The organism is Chitinophaga sp. 9-1-y (assembly GCF_059511905.2).
Window position 1 is genome coordinate 1,391,715 of the sequence record NZ_CM197955.1, and the last position, 18,008, is coordinate 1,409,722.

14 protein-coding genes and 1 tRNA gene are annotated in these 18,008 nt (G+C 42.2%); 6 read left to right on the forward strand and 9 right to left on the reverse strand.

Annotation, left to right across the window (positions count from 1 at the left end; genetic code table 11):
* Positions 1 to 29: 29 nt before the first annotated feature.
* The 6 genes from AC5ZC7_RS05505 to AC5ZC7_RS05530 all read left to right on the forward strand — a co-directional run bounded on the left by AC5ZC7_RS05505 (position 30) and on the right by AC5ZC7_RS05530 (position 9,788).
* Positions 30 to 581, forward strand: a complete 552-nt coding sequence (locus AC5ZC7_RS05505; RefSeq protein ID WP_496160594.1) for a hypothetical protein — start codon at positions 30 to 32, stop codon at positions 579 to 581.
* 459 nt (positions 582 to 1,040) lie between these two features.
* On the forward strand, positions 1,041 to 1,643 hold the full coding sequence (locus tag AC5ZC7_RS05510; RefSeq protein WP_496160593.1) for a sigma-70 family RNA polymerase sigma factor: 603 nt from the start codon (positions 1,041 to 1,043) through the stop codon (positions 1,641 to 1,643).
* An 81-nt stretch (positions 1,644 to 1,724) separates the two neighbouring features.
* Positions 1,725 to 2,906, forward strand: coding sequence for a FecR domain-containing protein (locus tag AC5ZC7_RS05515; protein ID WP_496160592.1), 1,182 nt, complete (start codon positions 1,725 to 1,727; stop codon positions 2,904 to 2,906).
* 270 nt (positions 2,907 to 3,176) lie between these two features.
* Entirely contained in the window at positions 3,177 to 6,791 is a 3,615-nt protein-coding gene (locus AC5ZC7_RS05520; RefSeq protein ID WP_496160591.1) for a SusC/RagA family TonB-linked outer membrane protein, read from the forward strand.
* An 11-nt stretch (positions 6,792 to 6,802) separates the two neighbouring features.
* On the forward strand, positions 6,803 to 8,251 hold the full coding sequence (locus AC5ZC7_RS05525) for a RagB/SusD family nutrient uptake outer membrane protein (protein ID WP_496160590.1): 1,449 nt from the start codon (positions 6,803 to 6,805) through the stop codon (positions 8,249 to 8,251).
* Between the two features lie 130 nt (positions 8,252 to 8,381).
* Positions 8,382 to 9,788 (forward strand): redoxin family protein, encoded by a 1,407-nt coding sequence (locus AC5ZC7_RS05530; protein WP_496160589.1) that lies wholly within the window; start codon positions 8,382 to 8,384, stop codon positions 9,786 to 9,788.
* Positions 9,789 to 10,497: 709 nt separating this feature from the next.
* Here the strand turns inward: AC5ZC7_RS05530 and AC5ZC7_RS05535 are convergent.
* The 9 genes from AC5ZC7_RS05535 to AC5ZC7_RS05575 all read right to left on the reverse strand — a co-directional run bounded on the left by AC5ZC7_RS05535 (position 10,498) and on the right by AC5ZC7_RS05575 (position 17,926).
* Positions 10,498 to 11,094: a hypothetical protein gene (locus tag AC5ZC7_RS05535; RefSeq protein ID WP_496160588.1), complete on the reverse strand. Its 597-nt coding sequence runs from the start codon at positions 11,092 to 11,094 to the stop codon at positions 10,498 to 10,500.
* Positions 11,095 to 11,533: 439 nt separating this feature from the next.
* Positions 11,534 to 12,520, reverse strand: coding sequence for a polysaccharide deacetylase family protein (locus AC5ZC7_RS05540; RefSeq protein WP_496160587.1), 987 nt, complete (start codon positions 12,518 to 12,520; stop codon positions 11,534 to 11,536).
* Entirely contained in the window at positions 12,520 to 13,557 is a 1,038-nt protein-coding gene (locus AC5ZC7_RS05545; RefSeq protein ID WP_496160586.1) for a hypothetical protein, read from the reverse strand. The genes AC5ZC7_RS05540 and AC5ZC7_RS05545 overlap by 1 nt, the downstream gene beginning before the upstream one ends.
* Positions 13,554 to 14,555, reverse strand: a complete 1,002-nt coding sequence (locus tag AC5ZC7_RS05550) for a beta-ketoacyl-ACP synthase 3 (RefSeq protein ID WP_496160585.1) — start codon at positions 14,553 to 14,555, stop codon at positions 13,554 to 13,556. The genes AC5ZC7_RS05545 and AC5ZC7_RS05550 overlap by 4 nt, the downstream gene beginning before the upstream one ends.
* A 1-nt stretch (position 14,556) precedes the next feature.
* Positions 14,557 to 15,306 (reverse strand): SDR family oxidoreductase, encoded by a 750-nt coding sequence (locus AC5ZC7_RS05555; protein WP_496160584.1) that lies wholly within the window; start codon positions 15,304 to 15,306, stop codon positions 14,557 to 14,559.
* A gap of 31 nt (positions 15,307 to 15,337) precedes the next feature.
* Complete coding sequence (locus AC5ZC7_RS05560; protein WP_496160583.1) at positions 15,338 to 15,565, reverse strand: phosphopantetheine-binding protein; 228 nt, start codon at positions 15,563 to 15,565, stop codon at positions 15,338 to 15,340.
* A gap of 952 nt (positions 15,566 to 16,517) precedes the next feature.
* A tRNA-Leu gene (locus AC5ZC7_RS05565) sits at positions 16,518 to 16,601 on the reverse strand.
* Between the two features lie 130 nt (positions 16,602 to 16,731).
* A complete protein-coding gene (locus AC5ZC7_RS05570) occupies positions 16,732 to 17,181 on the reverse strand; it encodes a KTSC domain-containing protein (protein WP_477078379.1) in 450 nt (149 codons plus the stop codon).
* Between the two features lie 109 nt (positions 17,182 to 17,290).
* The gene (locus tag AC5ZC7_RS05575; protein WP_496160582.1) at positions 17,291 to 17,926 is read right to left on the reverse strand and encodes a LysE family transporter; all 636 of its coding nucleotides are present in this window, start codon (positions 17,924 to 17,926) and stop codon (positions 17,291 to 17,293) included.
* Positions 17,927 to 18,008: the final 82 nt, after the last annotated feature.

Genomic DNA, 18,008 nt, shown 5'->3' on the forward strand with positions numbered 1-18,008 from the left:
ATAAAAAAAGGATGCTTATCTTTATCCATATGTTACGGATAATTTTTCTTGCTGCTGTTTTAATGTCGGGTTTGGCTGTAAAAGCGCAGACAGATTCGACTTTCGGTGCTATGAACCGCTGGGAATCTGGCTTCAATCGCGTGCAACCCGTAAATGATACCAGTCGTGCTCCCAGGAAATGGTTTGTTACAAAATATGCGGGCGTTTCTGCCGGCTTTGTAGCATTTAAAGGAGGGGGTGGTTCTTTCTTATCAGTGCCATTGTCGTTGCAGCTGAACCGTCAGTTGACGAATAACTTGTTTGCTTTTGGCGCCATATCGGCCACACCAGCGGTATTTCGCTCCAATAGCGTGTTTTACCAACCTGCCATGAACAAGGGTGGTAATAGCTGGATGCAGACCAACAATTTCTCCGCCTGGTCAGATGCAAAAATAGGAGTGATGTATATCAGCAATGACAGAACATTTTCTATTTCTGGTAGTGTGGGCGTAGGTAGAGGTACTTACAACGGGTATTCTCCTTTTTATGCACCAATGTCTTCTCCGGCATTTTCTCCGGTAGGCGGACATGGGCAATGGTAACTATATGCAATAGCTGATGCTTCAGCATCATTCATAAAAATATGTAAGGGACAAACGGGGATGAAATCCGGTTTGTCCTTTTTTCTTTACCGGGGCATACTTTCCCCGGCTTCTATCATTAAATGGATACACCACACAAGTATTCTTCTCCCGTTGTTTATCAACAACCGGTGAATACCCGTACATAAGACGTGAATGATCAATGATAGTCCCGAAAAAACAATATCTTTTTTTAAAAGAGGAGAATAGCCAGGGGTAAAGGTTTGCGGCAATTGTATTTTACGCGGAGAATGAATGGTGAGTTGTTTTGAGGAAAAAGGAAACAAACCTTTTCATTCTATTTTATCAGCCTGATATTATTATATTGCAAGCAGAAAGAAGAGATCATTAAAATAAGGTGAAGCAACGCTATCGGGGATAAGAATACAGGGTTGTCAAATTTTTTTAAATCAATTTTATTTGTCGGATATTTCTTCATACAACGAGAAGGAATTCCTTAATGCTATTGCGGACGGTGATGAACTGGCCTATGCGCAATTATACCGGCATTACTGGAATGAGGTGTACTCGCTTGCTTTATCGTTTTTAAAATCTCCTGCCCTGGCTGAGGATACCATCCAGGAAGTATTTGTAAAGCTCTGGCTTAAGAAAGAAAGCATTCATGAATGGAAGGATTTCAGGGCCTACTTTATGACGATGGTGCGTCATGAAATTATTAATACCATGCGGCAAAGCAAACGGCAGTTGCTGCTCCGCACACTGCATCCGGACATGGATATACCCGGGCACCCACCCCAGGAAGAATTATTGCATAACAAAGAAACGGCCGACCTGGTGCAGGCAGCATTGCATACATTGCCCGCAAAACAACGGGAAGCCTTTCTCCTGAGCCGTAACAACGGGCTTACACATGATCAGATTGCGGCACAAATGCAGCTGTCTAAAAAAACGGTGGCCAACCTCATCACACTTGCACTGAACCAGATCCGGGATTACCTGAACCAGAAAGGGTATCTCACGGAATGGTTACTGGTAGCTATATGCCTGTATTTTGAAAAATAATCTTGTTTTTTTCGGGAGTATCATTTCTGTGTTACGTCTTATCTCTACAAGCAGGTACACCCGATCCATAAAAGTATGTTCATGAACACGCCATTTGTTGAAATGATTGATGCTTATCTGACCGATTCACTGACGCCGGAACAAACGGCTGCTTTCCTCGATATGCTGGAGGATAAAGGCAACAGTGATATATTGGATCAGGTGATAGCCGAAAAGGCAGCGGCCCGGTCCCTGGTAGGCACGGAAGATATTAATCGCCGGGAGAAGAACCTGCTGGCGCTACAGGAAAGGTTGCAACAACTCCGGCAGGGAACCGTTACAGTTTCAAAAGTACGTCCATTATACGGCTATTGGTGGGCAGCAGCAGCAGCGATATTATTCTTGCTGGCAACCGGTATTTATTTCCTGGTACCTGCCGGGCGGAAAAAATCGCCTGAAATGGCGCAGCAGGTGATTACGCATCCAGACATTACCCCCGGGAGAAATGGCGCTGTATTAACCCTGTCTGATGGTTCCGTGGTAGTATTGGATAGTATGCACAATGGCGAAGTAGCGAACCAGAACGGCACCAAAGTGACACTGCAAAATAATGCGCTTACGTATGCGCCGGATGGGCAACACACCGGTGCGCCTGCTGCGAATGTATTGTCTACACCCAAAGGCAGGCAGTTCAATGTGGTATTACCTGATGGCACAAAGGCCTGGCTGAATGCAGCATCTTCCATTACCTATCCGGTTGCATTTAATGGCCGGGAAAGAAGCGTAGAAATTACGGGAGAAATTTACCTGGAAGTGGCCGCCAATGCACAGCAACCATTTTACGTGAGTATCAACAAACAAACTACCATACAAGTATTAGGTACCAGTTTCAATGTCAACGCATATGCCGATGAACCAGTCATTAAAACTACCCTGCTGCAGGGTAGCGTGAAAATAGTAAATGGAAAAGCCGCCGGTATGCTGAAGCCAGGAGAGGAAGCCAGCACCACGCCCGGTGCAGATATCCATATACAGCCCGCCAACATCGCTAAAGCAATGGCCTGGAAAAAAGGAATATTCGACCTGGAAGGAGAAGGGACAGCCGCTTTCTTACGCCAGCTGGCCAGGTGGTACGACCTGGACATCGTATACAAGGGACCAATACCGGATAAGAAGTTTCATGGGAAGTTAGGGAGAGACCTGCAATTGTCGCAAATGCTCGATGTACTTTCTCAATTTAATATATCATATACATTAACCGGGAAAACATTAACGATACAATAAACCACCATTAAAATCATTTATTCACCATTAAAAAAACAACTATGCCCTGATGATCCGGAACAGGGATAACCGCAGAAAAAAACCGGAAGTGTTTGCACCACTTCCGGTATAAAGTGCTGGCTGATCCCAAAAACAATTGTATTGCTCAATACAGGAATGCTTTATTATCAACCAATAAACTGATGCAAATGTATGCAATTAAGTACTTATTGTAACCAGGAGCGTGTTGTTTTAACAAACCGCTGGTTTATCAACCAAATGCTGCGAGTCATGAAACTGACCACTATCATCATACTTGTTTGCTGCCTGCACATTTCTGCCAGGAGCTTCTCCCAAAACATCACTTTTACCGGGAGTAAAATAAAACTGGAAAAGGTATTGGAAGTAGTGGAAAAACAAACGGGCTTCGTTGCTTTATACGACGAAGAAGTATTGAAAAATGCCCACCCTGTTACCATTACAGCCAACAACCAACCATTGGAAATATTTTTGAAAGAAATATTCAGGGATCAGTCCCTGGGTTTCACCATCAAAAATACGTCTATCATTATCAGCCGGAAAATCACGTTGCCAGAACGGGCGCTTTCACCTTTTGTATCAGTACCACCGGTAAAAGGAATCGTACGTGGCCCCGATGGCAACCCGCTCCCGGGCGTGTCTATCAGGGTCGCCGGCTCTAATCACGGTACGGTTACAGATGCGAATGGAAAGTTTACAATTACCGTAAAAGAAAACGATTTGCTGAACATCACCTACCTGGGGTTCAGCAACATTACCGTTAGTGTGAATGCCGCAGGGGCATTAACAATGGTGACAGACGGAGGAAAGAGAGCAGGAAAAACGCTGCTCAATACCGCAGATGGCGCCATCATTGAACTGGAGGCAGATCCCACGGAACTGGATGTGGTTACCGTAAATACCGGTTATCAGCAAATCTCAAAAGAACGAAGCGCCGGCTCTTTTTCTAACCCAGATATGGGCGTGATAAGAGACCGTAGTACCAGCATGAACATCCTGCAACGGATAGAAGGCCTGGTGCCTGGCCTGGTGATCAATAATTCCCCCAACGCCGTTACCGATGGAACTATGTTTCAGATCCGCGGACTCAGTACGATCAACGCAGATAAAAATCCATTGTACGTAGTAGATGGGATGCCTATCAATGATATATCTTCTGTTAATCCGCAGGATGTGGAAAGCATCAGCGTGTTAAAAGATGCTACTGCGGCCTCTATCTGGGGCGCCCGTGCTTCCAATGGTGTAATCGTAATCACTACAAAAAAAGGAATAGCTAATGAACGCTTGTCAGTGAACTACGATGGGTTTATCAGTTTTCGCGGCAAGCCCGATATTAGTTATTTCCCGGTATTAAATAGTCAGCAATATATCCAGGCATCCAAAGAAACTTTTGATCCGGTAAACCGGCCCTATGGCGCGGCTACTGCCTATGATCCGGGAAACAGTAGCTCCACCGGGCTGTCGCCCGACAGGCAAATACTGTACGATATGTACAGAGGCGTGCTGACAGCTTCCCAAGGCAATGCTAAATTGGATAGCTTATCGCATATCAACAACCACGGCCAGATAAAAGATGTTTGGTATCGTCCGGCAAGATTAACGAATCATACACTTTCTGTTGCCGGCGGCGCTGAGAAATACGCTTTTTACGGATCACTGGCATATACAGGTACCACGGATAATACACCGGGTAATGCTAACAATGTGTATAAAGTAAATACCCGGCAGGATTTTAAATTTAATAAATACCTGAAAGTTTTTTTACTGGCAGACATCACCAACACCGTTACCTCTTCCAATCGTGCTGTTTCACCGGATACCCGCTTTCTGCCTTACCAGCTATTCAGAGACGGATCCGGTAAAAGCATCGATATGCCGTATATGGGCTATCTCAGCGAAGAAGCCCGGGCAACGATGCAGGCTAGCAGTAAGATCAACCTGAATTATAATCCCATCGACAACATCCATACCGGCGAAACAAAAAGCAATGGATTACTCACCCGCATCAATACCGGTATGACCATCAACCTGCTGAAAGACCTGCGGTTTGAAGGCATGTACGGATATGTAAAGGGGAACACCCGGACTACCCTATACGATGATAATACCAATTACAACCAACGGGTACAAGTGGTCAACTTTACGGTAGTACCTACGGCCAGTAATATCCCGGTGTATAATTTGCCTGCCACCGGCGGACAATACCGCCTGATCAATGCCAACCAGGATAACTGGGTAGTCAGGAATCAACTCGTCTATGATCACAACTGGATGAAAGGGCAGCATCAGTTTACCGCCATGGCCGGACAGGAAGCACAGGAACAAAAAAGCATTTATAACAGTAACCAGCAATACGGCTACGACCAGCGCTTACAAACCTACTCACTGGTAAACTATCAGCTATTAACTTCTAAAGGCGTAGCGAGTCCTGTTATGCCATCTTCTACAAACGGATCCTTCTTAAACGCGGATTCAATTTTTATGCAAAAAGAAATTATGTCCCGTTTTACTTCCTGGTACCTGAACGCGGCATATACCTACAATCGTAAATATTCCCTCAATGCCTCCTGGCGTAGAGATCAGAGCAACCTGTTTGGTAAAAATAAAGCGGCACAGAGCAAGCCGGTCTGGAGTATAGGAGGTAAGTGGGATATCTGTAATGAACCTTTCTTTGAAGCCGTCAGAGGGGTAAATAACCTGGCGCTGAGAGCGACATATGGCATCACCGGCATTTCACCCATACCAGGCAGCGCTGCTTCATTTGATGTACTGACGGCGCTTAATTCGGCCAATGCTCCCGGCGGAAAAGCCTTATATGTTTCTGCACCGGCTAATCCCAACCTGACCTGGGAAAGTACCAAAACCATCAACCTCGGCGTTGATTTCGCATTTCTCGGAGAACGGCTTACTGGTTCCGTTGATATCTACCGGAAAAAAACTTCCAACCTGCTGGGTAGTGTACCAGTTAATCCACTCACTGGTTTTACCACGCTATTCGGCAATGCCGGGGATATTACCAATAAGGGCATTGAACTGACGTTGTCGACCGGTAACATCCTGACAAAGAAATTCAAGTGGATCACTATGTTGACAATGTCTTATAACCGAAACAAGATAGATAAACTGGCGCAACGGTTCCCATATACTACCGGAGCGCAGATGATCAATAGTGCCAATTATATGGAGGGACATCCTGCCTTTGCGCTCTGGGCTTATAACTTTGAGGGCCTGGATCACCTGGGTGACCCACAAGTGCGATTGAACGATAAAAGTATTACGAAAGATCCTGTTGGCATAAAAGCAGGGGATGTAGTATACATGGGCGTTTATCAGCAACCATGGAGTGGGGGACTATCGAACCTTTTCGTTTATAAATCATTTTCGCTGAACATTAATATTATCTACAACCTCGGCAACAAAATGTTCCGCGATGTGAACCGCACTTATACCGGTTACAGCTTTATCCAGGCGCAGAATTTTACCACCGGTAATTTGCATGCCGATTTTGTTAACCGCTGGAAGCAACCGGGAGATGAAGCACATACGGATATCCCTTCGTTTGTAAGTACCCTGGAGAGTTATAGCAGGCGCAATACCGACTACTACGTATATGGTAACAATAATGTAGTAGATGCTTCCTACGCCAAGATCCGCGATATCTCATTATCGTATGCGCTGCCCGTGGCTACAGTAAAGAAGATCCACGCAGAGCAATTAACGTTTCGGCTGCAGGTATCTAACCTGATGTTGTGGAAAGCGAATCATGATGGTATTGATCCGGAGTTCCAGGATGCCAGGTTTGGTTCCAGGGCTGCTATGCCGGTAAACCAGGGGGCTATCACTTTGGGTGCTCATTTAACACTTTAAAAATTAATGAAATGGGGCTACTGAATCGAAAATATATTTATCCTTTTGTTGCATTGATGCTCATGTCCGCATGTAAGAAGGATTTTCTGGAAGTTAATCCCAAAGGGGTATTGGTGGCAGAAAAAACAGCGGATTATGATCAGCTGCTGAACGCGCTCACCACGGTCACCACCGCCTCCTACCAGGTGTCCGGTGATGAAGCGGCGGGCATAGACCCTTATTTTACGGGTGAAATATTACTGGAGAATCAAAAACCTTTCCGCTGGGAAAATGATATTTACCTGCCGGATGCCACCTCCATGGAATGGACAATGATTATGCGGGTGATGTATCAATACAATAAAATCATCAATGAGGTGATGACCGCCAATGGAGGAAGTGAAGCGCAAAAACAATCGCTGAAAGCCGAAGCACGTGCCTGCCGTGCCTGGGGATATTTTATGATGGTTAATTTTTATGGTGCGCCCTATAATGAAGCTACTGCCGCTACAGATCTGGCCGTCCCGAAAGTATTGACCGCTGATGTATCTCAAACAAAATTTACCCGGGCAACGGTAAAAGAAATCTATGATCTCATTGTAGAGGATCTGACAGGCGCTATACCATATCTGCCTACCGCGCTGACCAACCGTATCAGGATGTCGAAGCCGGCTGCAGAAGGCTTGCTGGGGAAGGTATACGCTTTCATGGGACAATACGATAAAGCGCTGCCACAATTGAATGCCGCTATCAACGACCTTGCAGGCGCCAGCATCCCCGTTGGGCTATACGATTTTCAGAAAGAGCTGGCACCCGGAGGCGCGTTTACGCCTGTAAGTCCGATCACAGGGCCTGCCAGGGGTAACCTGAATATTGACCAGGAAGTACTCTTTCTCAGGCAAAGCCCTAACTATTTTAGCTACGTATTTTCCGGTGTTGTACTAAATCCCAAAACAGTGGGTCTCTACCTGCCCGGTGATTATCGCCGTGCATTTTTGACAGCGAATCCGTTTGCAGATTTTGCAAACGTATATCCCAAGGGGATGCTCAGAACATGGGGAAGTGGCGCAGTAAATAATGCTGGCGTCAGTATCCCCGACATCTACCTGCTGAGAGCAGAATGTAAATCGCGCGGACATGACCTGGCCGGTGCGGTGGCCGACATGGAAGCATTCCGGCGAATGCGTATGCCTGCCGGAGAAGCCACTGTACCTACAGCTATTGCAGCGGATAAGATAGCACTAACCACATTTATTCTCAATGAAAGAATCCGGGAGTTCCCCATACAGGGATACCGCTGGTTTGATATGCGCCGCCTTTCTGTAGATCCGGTGTATAAATCTACCGTTGGGACCACACACCTGGTTTATGATATGAATGGTACCGTGAAAAACACGTATACACTGCGTCCGGAACGACTAACATTCCGTATCCCATTGTATATCGCGAATGCTAATCCGGATATGCCGCAAAATCCGTAGCCGCATTTCTTAAATAACAGATCTGGTTGTTAGCTGATTGTCTGCGCTGAGCGGCAGTCCTGGCACGGCTTTGCCTGAACGGAAGCTATGTTAAGTATAAAATATTATCTATAAAAATAAAACAAACAAAATGATGAAGAAAAGTATCATACTGGTGATATGCTGTTTATATGCTGCTGTCATCTTTGGACAAAAGAAGGAAGCGACCATCGTAATAGATATCGCCCCCCTGAAGGTAGACTCTATGTGGTTGGTCGATGGTGGAAATATAATCATGATTGGGGCCAATAAAGAAGGGAAATTTACGCATCGCTTTGCAGGAACTTTTCCGAAGACAATCAGGCTGGGTATAGATACACCTAAGAAAGGGCAGATGTATTTGTTCCTGGAATCCGGCGATCAACTGAATATCAAAACTGATTTTGAGGCAAATACTACGTTCTCCGGCCCTGGCGCTGCAAATGCAAAAGTATTTTGGGAATACTTCTATGCATATGTACTGGATAATACGAACATCGATGCCACTAAGATGACAGTGAAGGAATACCGTGAGATGGTGAATCGCATAGAGCAGAAATCCATCGATATACTGGAGGCCAATAAACAAAAGGTGACACCGGCCTTTTATAAAGATCAGTCGGTAAACCTTAAGTACAGAAAATTAGCTTCTCTTGTATTGTCGCCGTATTTTTATCATCTTGGTTTCAAGAAACCCATGTCGGAAGTATTGCCGGATGATTTCTGGAAGATTGCAGATAACGTAGAGATGAGAGATGATTTATTGGGCAATGAGTCTTATAATAGTTTTATGAGAGGCGCCTATCCCGCCTTTATGGGCTGGCGTGAATTACTTGAACAAGGAAAACTGGACAGCACCTTCACATATCCCCAGGTGTTAAAGCAGCGGTTAAAACTGATAGAACAACGGTATACAGGAAAGGTGCGTAGTATGGCGATGGAAATTACGTTGAATAGCCTGGTAGGAATGGAGAAAGATATTACCTCCCTGAAACCGGCAATAGATGATTACGTAGCTAAATACGCCACCCGGGAAGACGCTAAAAAAATACAGGAGTCCTATAGTAAAACGCTCGCCCTGGCAGCGGGTAAAGTGCCTCCGTTCTTTACACTGAAAGATATTAATGGCAAAGCTGTGACGTTGAAGGACTTTGCCGGCAAAGTAATTTATATGGATTTTTGGGCCAGCTGGTGCGCCCCCTGCCGCTATGAAATGAAAAATGGCAGCCCTAAACTGCATGAGAAATTTAAGGATAATAAGGAAGTAGTTTTCCTTTATATCAGTGTAGATGACAAAGAAGCACCCTGGAAAAAAGCTATTGCAGATGATAAAATAGAAGGTATTCACTTATTATCTGCCGGTGGCATGAAAAGCGCCGTTGCCAATGCTTTTAATATTCAGGGTGTTCCCCGCTATATCATCATTGGAAAAGATGGCAAAATATTCGACGCTGATGCATCCAGACCTAGCGAAGATAAAACGCCTGCAAGAATTGAAGAAGCGTTAAACGCACAATAAAAGAGAAACGATTGTTTTATGTGCCCCTACTGAACAATTCTATATGGAAAATGGCCGATGTATGTTTTGTACATCGGTCATTTTCTTTCAAACAGGCATTCATTGGAAAAATAACGTAATTTCAAAGTGTGTTATTCTCTGGTTTTCGAATAGTTCCAGCATCAACATGAAAACGTTTAGCATTGTTACCACTATATCAATGATATTAACGCTTACGGCAGCCCTGCTTGGTATCGTTGGCATCGCTGTCACTGGTCTGTATCCGGGGCTTATTGTGTTGTGGCTAATGGTGCTGATTCCAGTTGCGTCAAAGGTTTACGCAAAGAGAATTATTGACAAACCCAATGATTTTCGGAGACGCTATTATAGAATATTCACCATTATTAATTTGCTCGTCATCCTGGTTTTGTTATGGATGACATTTGTGATTGTACATGACCGTGTGCTGAATGACTGTTGTTGATGAATCACAATGGGATATGGAGAATGACCTGACTTGAATCTCATTAATAGCAGTGATAGACAGCCTGCCATCTCCCCAAACCTACTTTTTTCCAGAAAATATACGTTACAGATCCCGTCGGCGGTGATGCTGTTTAATACAGATATGGAGCAGAATCCATGGGAGTAATTTAAGTAGTAAAGGGTGAAACGGAATCTTACTTTTGAGATCACCCTCTACCTGATGTGATACTTATAGCGTGCGCTATCACTCAAAATAATAGCCTTCTTTTTTTTCAACCACCGTGAGATCTTTTCCTGTTAGGATAAGAATTATTGATGCAAGTTCATCAAAGTCCCACGAGGGGATATTATTACCGAATTTAATAGTTCTCCCTTCATAATCAAAAGCAAGTTGATTATCCCCATGCATATCATTAATTACCTTTTGTTCAGTCTCAAATCCCAGATAATCAAATCCTTCTCCTCCTAACGGATGCTGTGTTAAAGTTGGTTTTACCAGGTGTCTGAAGCGGGATATTTTCTGTATATCAAATACCTGCTTTACGGATCTGAAAATTCCCTTCCTGATTAACGTCAAAGCATCCTTGGTAACGAGCACCTTTTCCGTCATAACAGCTTTATTTGCAAGCCGGTAAGCCCCTATATAAATTACGGATATAATGAAGCCGAACACAATTAGGAATATTATTGCATTATCTCTGAATGTCAAAATAGAACGGAGCATGTACGTCCCTGTCGAAAATAAAACGATGAAATAGAAGAGATGCAGCATCTTGGGCCTCGTATCAAATGCGGTTGATAGGGTTACTAATTTTCCATTGCCGGCATCATTTATCTCCATAGACAAGACTTTTAAAAGCGTATAGAAATGATAGATATTCAGGCCTTAAAGTTATGTTTTTTGCTTTGATGTTGGAGATCGGGATAGCGCCAGGTAGGTCCCTTTCATTTTTTGATGTTAAAGTCCCAGTTTTTTCAGCATGGCATCCTTGTAATTGTTACCAATAGGTATTTCATTCTTTTTCATGAATCCCAATGGGGGCCGTTGCCCGAGCATGAATGGTATAGTGTAGGTTTTTTTTTTGTTTTTACCATGCTGGGGTATTGGGACTTTACCAGGAAATTTTCCGGGAATCAGTGATCAGTGTTTCTCAAAAATGAAAAAGGACAAACCGGAGTTTACTTCGATTTGTCCTTTTTCGTGCCGGAAACCGGATACTTTATGTTCTGGTACTATAACACTGCCTGGAACCTATATTTAGTCTCTTTACCACTCACCATTAACGCGCCTTATTAAACCATTCGTTAGGTTCAGCATTTCGGTCTTTGGGTAAATCATTTGTATCTAACCGGGATATTTTAAGATGTGAGTCGCCATCATTTTTAATATCCACCAAATCTACTACTGTTGTAAATCCAAGAGAGCAATTATATTCCTTTAATAAGGATATGGTATCTTCATTATAATTTCCATAAGGATAACAAATGCTCCACAAATTCAAATTTCCGCCAATTTCCTTTATGAAATCCATAGATTTTGTTATCTCTATTCTTTGTCCTTCTCTGGTTAGCGAGCCAAGCCAGTAGTGGTCATAACCATGACTTCCCACGTGCATACCACATGCAACCATACATTTCAGCTGTTCCGTTGTCATATAAAGCTCTCTGCTGAAAACACTATCATCAACCCCAATAATTTTAGTGAAGAAATGTTGTGCTATCTTAGCCCGTAAACCCTCGTCAAGCTCCACCTGCAATAATCTCTTAAAAAAAACAACTTCCTCTGGATCAAATCTGTTAGCAACAGCCAGTTTATCGTAATAATATTGAAAAGGCTGTAGATTATATTCTTCCTTGTATAGCGCTAACTGTTTCTTCGTTTCTTCAACTAATATTTGAACATCGTTAACCGCAGCAAGTATAAAATGAATTTTATTGACATCTAATATTGTATGCTCAGTGATCGTTTTAACGGGTGGATAAAATGCACCTTGTATTTTCTCATTCATTAAAAATGGGAATACATGTGTAAAATGATCGATGTAGCCATCGTCAAAGGTGAGCACTACCGCCTTTTCCGGCAGTTTTCCTTCCCCCTTATAAGCAGCAATAATTTGTTCTACAGTAACAAAATTGTAGTGTTTTTTCAAATACAACACCTGTTCTTTGAAAAGGGAAAAATCGAGGCCTTTTATTTTGGGGTACCTTGAGAATTGTAAATCCCTCACATAATGGTACATCACCACTGTTAAATCTGACTTTTGCATCATAAGATATTAGGTCTGTCTTGATCTGAGTCTCCTTTAAAGATCATATATGAACGGGGTGATTTGAAAGCAAACTCCAATTCAACATTTTTACATTCAAAGGGCTCAAAATAGTTAGGAATAATTGTAGCTTCTTCCACCATTAATTTATGAAAACCCATTTTCGACAAGGTTTCTTCTTGCATGCCATAATTAACCAGGTCTACATATTCGGCATTCTCTGCTGCCAAAACAGATTGAAATTCATTATATAAGTTTGGCAGAGAATCATATTCGCCTAATAAGTCAACAATTCTTATGGCCTTTGCCCCTTCAATAGTGATTGTCCTCAATGCTAAAATAGTGATGAGCACATCATCTTCATACACACCCAGGAAACGATACTTGTAAAATGGATGGTTCGCATATCTATTTATGAAATAGGTAATAGATTTTTTCGGACTGTATAAACACTCAATATTATTGACCTGCCTTAAATCATCAATATATTTTAAAGTGGCACCACCTGGGGTTTCCGCCGAGGTTGTACGGCTATAGGTATTAATGCGGGCAATACTAAATTCCCTGAGGGATTCATTAACAATGAAGTATTGATTTAAGGTACCCGTCTTATATCTTAATGCTTTGTATATTTTTTTAGCAATTTTACTGATTCCAATTGCGCCATATGTTTTGAGGTTTGTAGTCTCAGTAAACTTTTCAAAAAGGAATAGTCCCAGCGTCTTTATTTCGTCATTAACGATGTCTTCTCTTACTTTCCAGATGGCGCCCCAGCAATCTCCTTCATCTGCCAATTCCTTATCATAATGGGAAGTAGGTATAAATCCTATAAGACCGTCTATTTCATCCGAAGTCTTATTTATAGCTATGATATAATTGTAAAGTCCTTCTCTGTTTTTATGGCAAAAGTCCATTAATTCCTGAGAAGTTGCCAATACATGACCCTTTCTCCAGTGGACATCAATGAAATGCTTAACTTTATCTAAATCCTGCGCCCTACACTGTCTAATATCATAAATACTTACACTATTACTCATCCGACGATTTTTAAAACATTTCCAGCCCATGAATACCCAACACCAAATCCTGCCAAAAGTATATTGCCACGCAATAATTTATCTTGTTGCGCGTGATAAAGTGCAATTGGAATGGTAGATGATACTGTATTTCCGACTTCGTTAAGATAATAGTAAAACTTGCTCTCTTCAATTTTAATCTTCTTTCGAAGGAAGTTCATCATAAACTTATTAGCCTGATGAAACACGAATAAATCTATTTCATCCTGGCGTAAATTATTTTTCTCCAGGGTATCCTTTACCAATACAGGAACAGCTTCCAGTGTAAAATTGAAAATCTCAGTTCCATTCATATACAAATGATCTGAAGAGATTGGATTGCCACTCTCGTCAAAATGCAGATCATTCAATGTTTCATTAAACCGGGTACCTCCGGTTTTTATCATTAAATTCTCCGCACCTCTGCCATCTGTACCCAATGAGAAATCTCCTATCTCTGCAAAGCCCTCCGTTGAAATTAAAGTGGCAGCTGCTGCATCACCAAAGATTGTTCTATTACCTTTATCCTTATAATAAATATGCTTGCTATAGGTTTCTGAGGTAATTAAGATCACATTTTTCGCGATCCCTCCGGCTATTAATCCTTTTGCCAATGATAAACCATAAACAAATCCCGAACAACCTAAGTTAAAATCCAAAGCTCCTGCAGTGGTAGGTAAATCAAGACGGGATTGCAACAGGCAAGCAGTGGTTGGCAGAATATAATCTGGTGATTGAGTGCAATAAAGTATGAAATCAATTTTGGAGCGGTCAATATTATTCTCGCTAAAAAGTTTTTCTGTTGCCTTAACAGCTAAATCAGAAGCAAATTCGCCCGTTGCCGAGATATGTCTTTTGCTAACTCCTACCTTATCAGCCACTTTTTCAGCAGTCCACTCAGGAAACTCCTTCACTAAATCGTGATTGGTAACAATCTTTTCTGGTAAATAATAGGATATACAGTTAATAAATGCTTTCATATTAATAAGAAATTGTTCGCCCACCATCTAAAAGTATATTCGTCCCGGTTGTCCATGATGATGCTTCTGACAATAAATAGATTACTGCGTATGCCACTTCTTCGACACTTCCATATCTGCCCAACGGATATTTTTTAACATCCGCTTCTACTTGCTCACTCGTTAATGTCCCATTATTTAATATATCAGTATTAATCATGGCAGGCATTACACCATTTACTCTGATCTTTTTAGCTGAGAGATCCAATGCCATCCCCTTTAGCATTCCATTTAATGCCCCCTTCGTAGAAGAATAAAGTGATCCCCCATAATAAGAAGTTAAAATGCCGCTGATGGATGTTATAAATACTATGGAAGCGTTTTTTTTCAGTTTCCTGGCTTTCAATAAGGCTATTGTAATTTGGGCAGGAGCAAAAACATTAATACCAAACATCTCGCTGTAATCACCCTCTTTAAGAAACTGAATGGGCTTAAAATTGGAGATTCCGGCGCTATGCACAACACCATCCAAATCGGGTAATGTCTCAACCATATTTTTATATTCATCAGCCTGATTTAAATCGCAAATATGATATTGATGCCCCTCGCCTTCAAGACTGTTGAACGTATCTTTTAATCTGTCCTCATTTCTGCCCGTTATAATAACCTTTGCGCCCATTTTTGAGCATACAATGGCAACAGACCTTCCTATTCCAGAAGACGCTCCTGTGATAAATACGGTTTTTCCTAATAATGAAAAGGGATTGTACACGACAATGTTGTAAATGATTTGACTAATAAACTTATTTGGCTTTAATCAGCGTGAATAAGTCTTCCACGGTATCTGCATTTTTAATATTATCGCCCGTTATTTTCACCGAATATTCATCATCGATCATTGCAATAACAGCTAATGCAGTCAAAGAGGACCATTCACCTAACTCTTTAAATTTAGTCGCTGGAGTGATATCAGAAGGATCTGTTTCTTCAAACTGATCTGCGAAGTGCTTTACAAAGTTTTGAATTTCCATATTTTTATAATTCAGGTTTAACATTTTGGTATTATACAAATAAATTATTCTTTATTTCTTAGGGCTATTAAGCATTTTCACAAAAATGGTCCTTTATGATTTAATGCACCCTTCAGCAATATCGTCATCTTACACTACCCAAACAAATGATAACACATTTTATCCCAGAGGGATGTCTAAACCCTGCTTCTTTTTCTGACCAAAATATTATTAACTGACAGTGAAGGTTGTAACCTACCCCACTTTACTGCCAAAGATAAGGGAAAACGTGGAGAATGCTACATAAACAGTTAATTTTCCAATAGAGAAATGCTATATGTAATAGCACTTAGCGTTAATCCTTTATTGTCAGATTAAGCCGTGACTATTTGAGTTAAACAGTATACTGTTTCTGTCATCAAATCAATCAAGCTCTGATTAAGTACGGTTCTTTCGGGGTCTGATCAATGGGATGCTTACAGAAAGATATTTCTGTTGCAGAACGACCGGGGCCGCGACTATAAATACAGTAGCCGGAAGGTAACATGATCTTTTTTTGCAGGCAATCGTTTTAATAAATTTATAGGCGCCTGCTTTTAGGAGTATGTAGCACAATAAATACGTCATGGTAAACAGTGTCAGCATCTTGTTTGCTTCGTTTCTACAAACGTTTCCCAAACAGTGTAAAGGGGCGTGTAAGAAAACTCTTTGTAAGTCATCTGGAAGTATTGTGGGTACTGATATTCCGGTGAGATGAAATTTGCTGAAATCGTATAACATTGGGCGCTTTCAAACATTGCTTCTTCAACTTTTGTGAGATGTTTTTTCAATGCACCTGAAGTGATAGTATACCGCCAGCATTCCAGTGTTTCGGCGCGTTACCTGCAGGTCGGTAATTGTGGAGAAAGCGCGAAAATTGACAGGGTTGTAGAATTAAAAAAGGCTTGTAAGTCAATAACTTACAAGCCTTTAGTGCCCAGAACTGGATTCGAACCAGCACACCCTTGCAGGCGCTGCGACCTGAACACAGTGCGTCTACCAATTTCGCCATCTGGGCAACTGATATCGTGTCAGGGGTTGCAAAGATAAGCAGACAAAGCATTTCACCAAATTTTTTTCAAAAAATCCTGAAAAAAAATCAGCGTACTTAAAATGATAGTTCGCTGAAACCCTGTGCTGCTAAGGTTTTAAACCTCCATGGCTTTGCTTACCTTACGATATACAAACTCATGGTACACGTGTCTGCGGCAGAATCTGCCCGGTGTATCTGAGTTAATCAGCTTCACATATATTGCTTTTGGAACCTCCAGGTATTCATAGCTGCTGCCATCCTGGAAGTGCAATTGTAAGGTTTGTTTGGAATAACTGAAATCTACAATGGTAGAAGCAGAGATAGTTTCTGTATACTGGGGAAGTGCTGCTGCAATTGTTTCCGGTGCAATGCTCACCAGGAAGTGATAAGCTTCGATCAGCTCTTTACTTTTTACTTCAGCTTCCAGTTTTTTCTCTTCTTCCAGTCCCTCAAATTTATCAGGATGCCACTCCTTCATTAAGTTCCTGTAGATGGTTTTCAATTCTTTTACTTCCGTAGTTTTGGTAACACCCAGCAACTTCCGGTAATCAACTATTTTACTCATAATGTCTTTGTTCAAAAAATAAACAGGCTGATCACTATGAGCAGGCTACCATTTATCTTCCCCGAAAAAGTCCGCAAAGTTACGCTTTTTTTGGGCGGTAGCCAAGCTTTTATTTGCCCTTGTCCAGCGCCATTTTGATGGCTAAACCACCGAAAACACCGCCCATTAGCCACTTTTGCATACGTACCCATTTCGGATTGGCGGCAAACCAACGCGTTACGCCCGCAGCTGAAGATATAATGAAAAAATTGACTGTGAAGCTGACGGTAATCTGTGTAAGCCCCAGCAGAAAGCTTTGCGCCAGCACAGATCCGTATTCCGGCTTAATAAACTGTGGGAAAAAAGACAAATAAAACACCGCTACCTTTGGATTCAACATATTAGTGAATAAACCCATGCTGAATAATTTTAATGGCTTATCCGCTTCTAGCTGCCGGTCGGTATCAAACAGGCTTTTCCCACCCGGTTTAAGCGTTTGCCAGGCCAGGTACAGGAGATAGGCACTACCGGTTAGTTTAAGCACCGTATAGGCATAAGGAACTGCCATTAACACGGCCGTTAAGCCAAAAGATACCAGGGTAATGTGAAACAGGAACCCACAAGCTACCCCACAAAGGGAAATAAATCCTGCTTTTCGACCCTGTGTTACCGACCGGGAAATCAGGTAAACCATATTCGGCCCAGGCACTAACACCATAAGCAATGCCGTGAAGGCAAAAAGAAGCAGCTGGCTAATCGGTATCATGATATCACAATTAAGAGAAAGAAAACACAAGATACCGCTTTCCGGAAATTAAAAAGCCCTCCCGGTGATAACCGGAAGGACC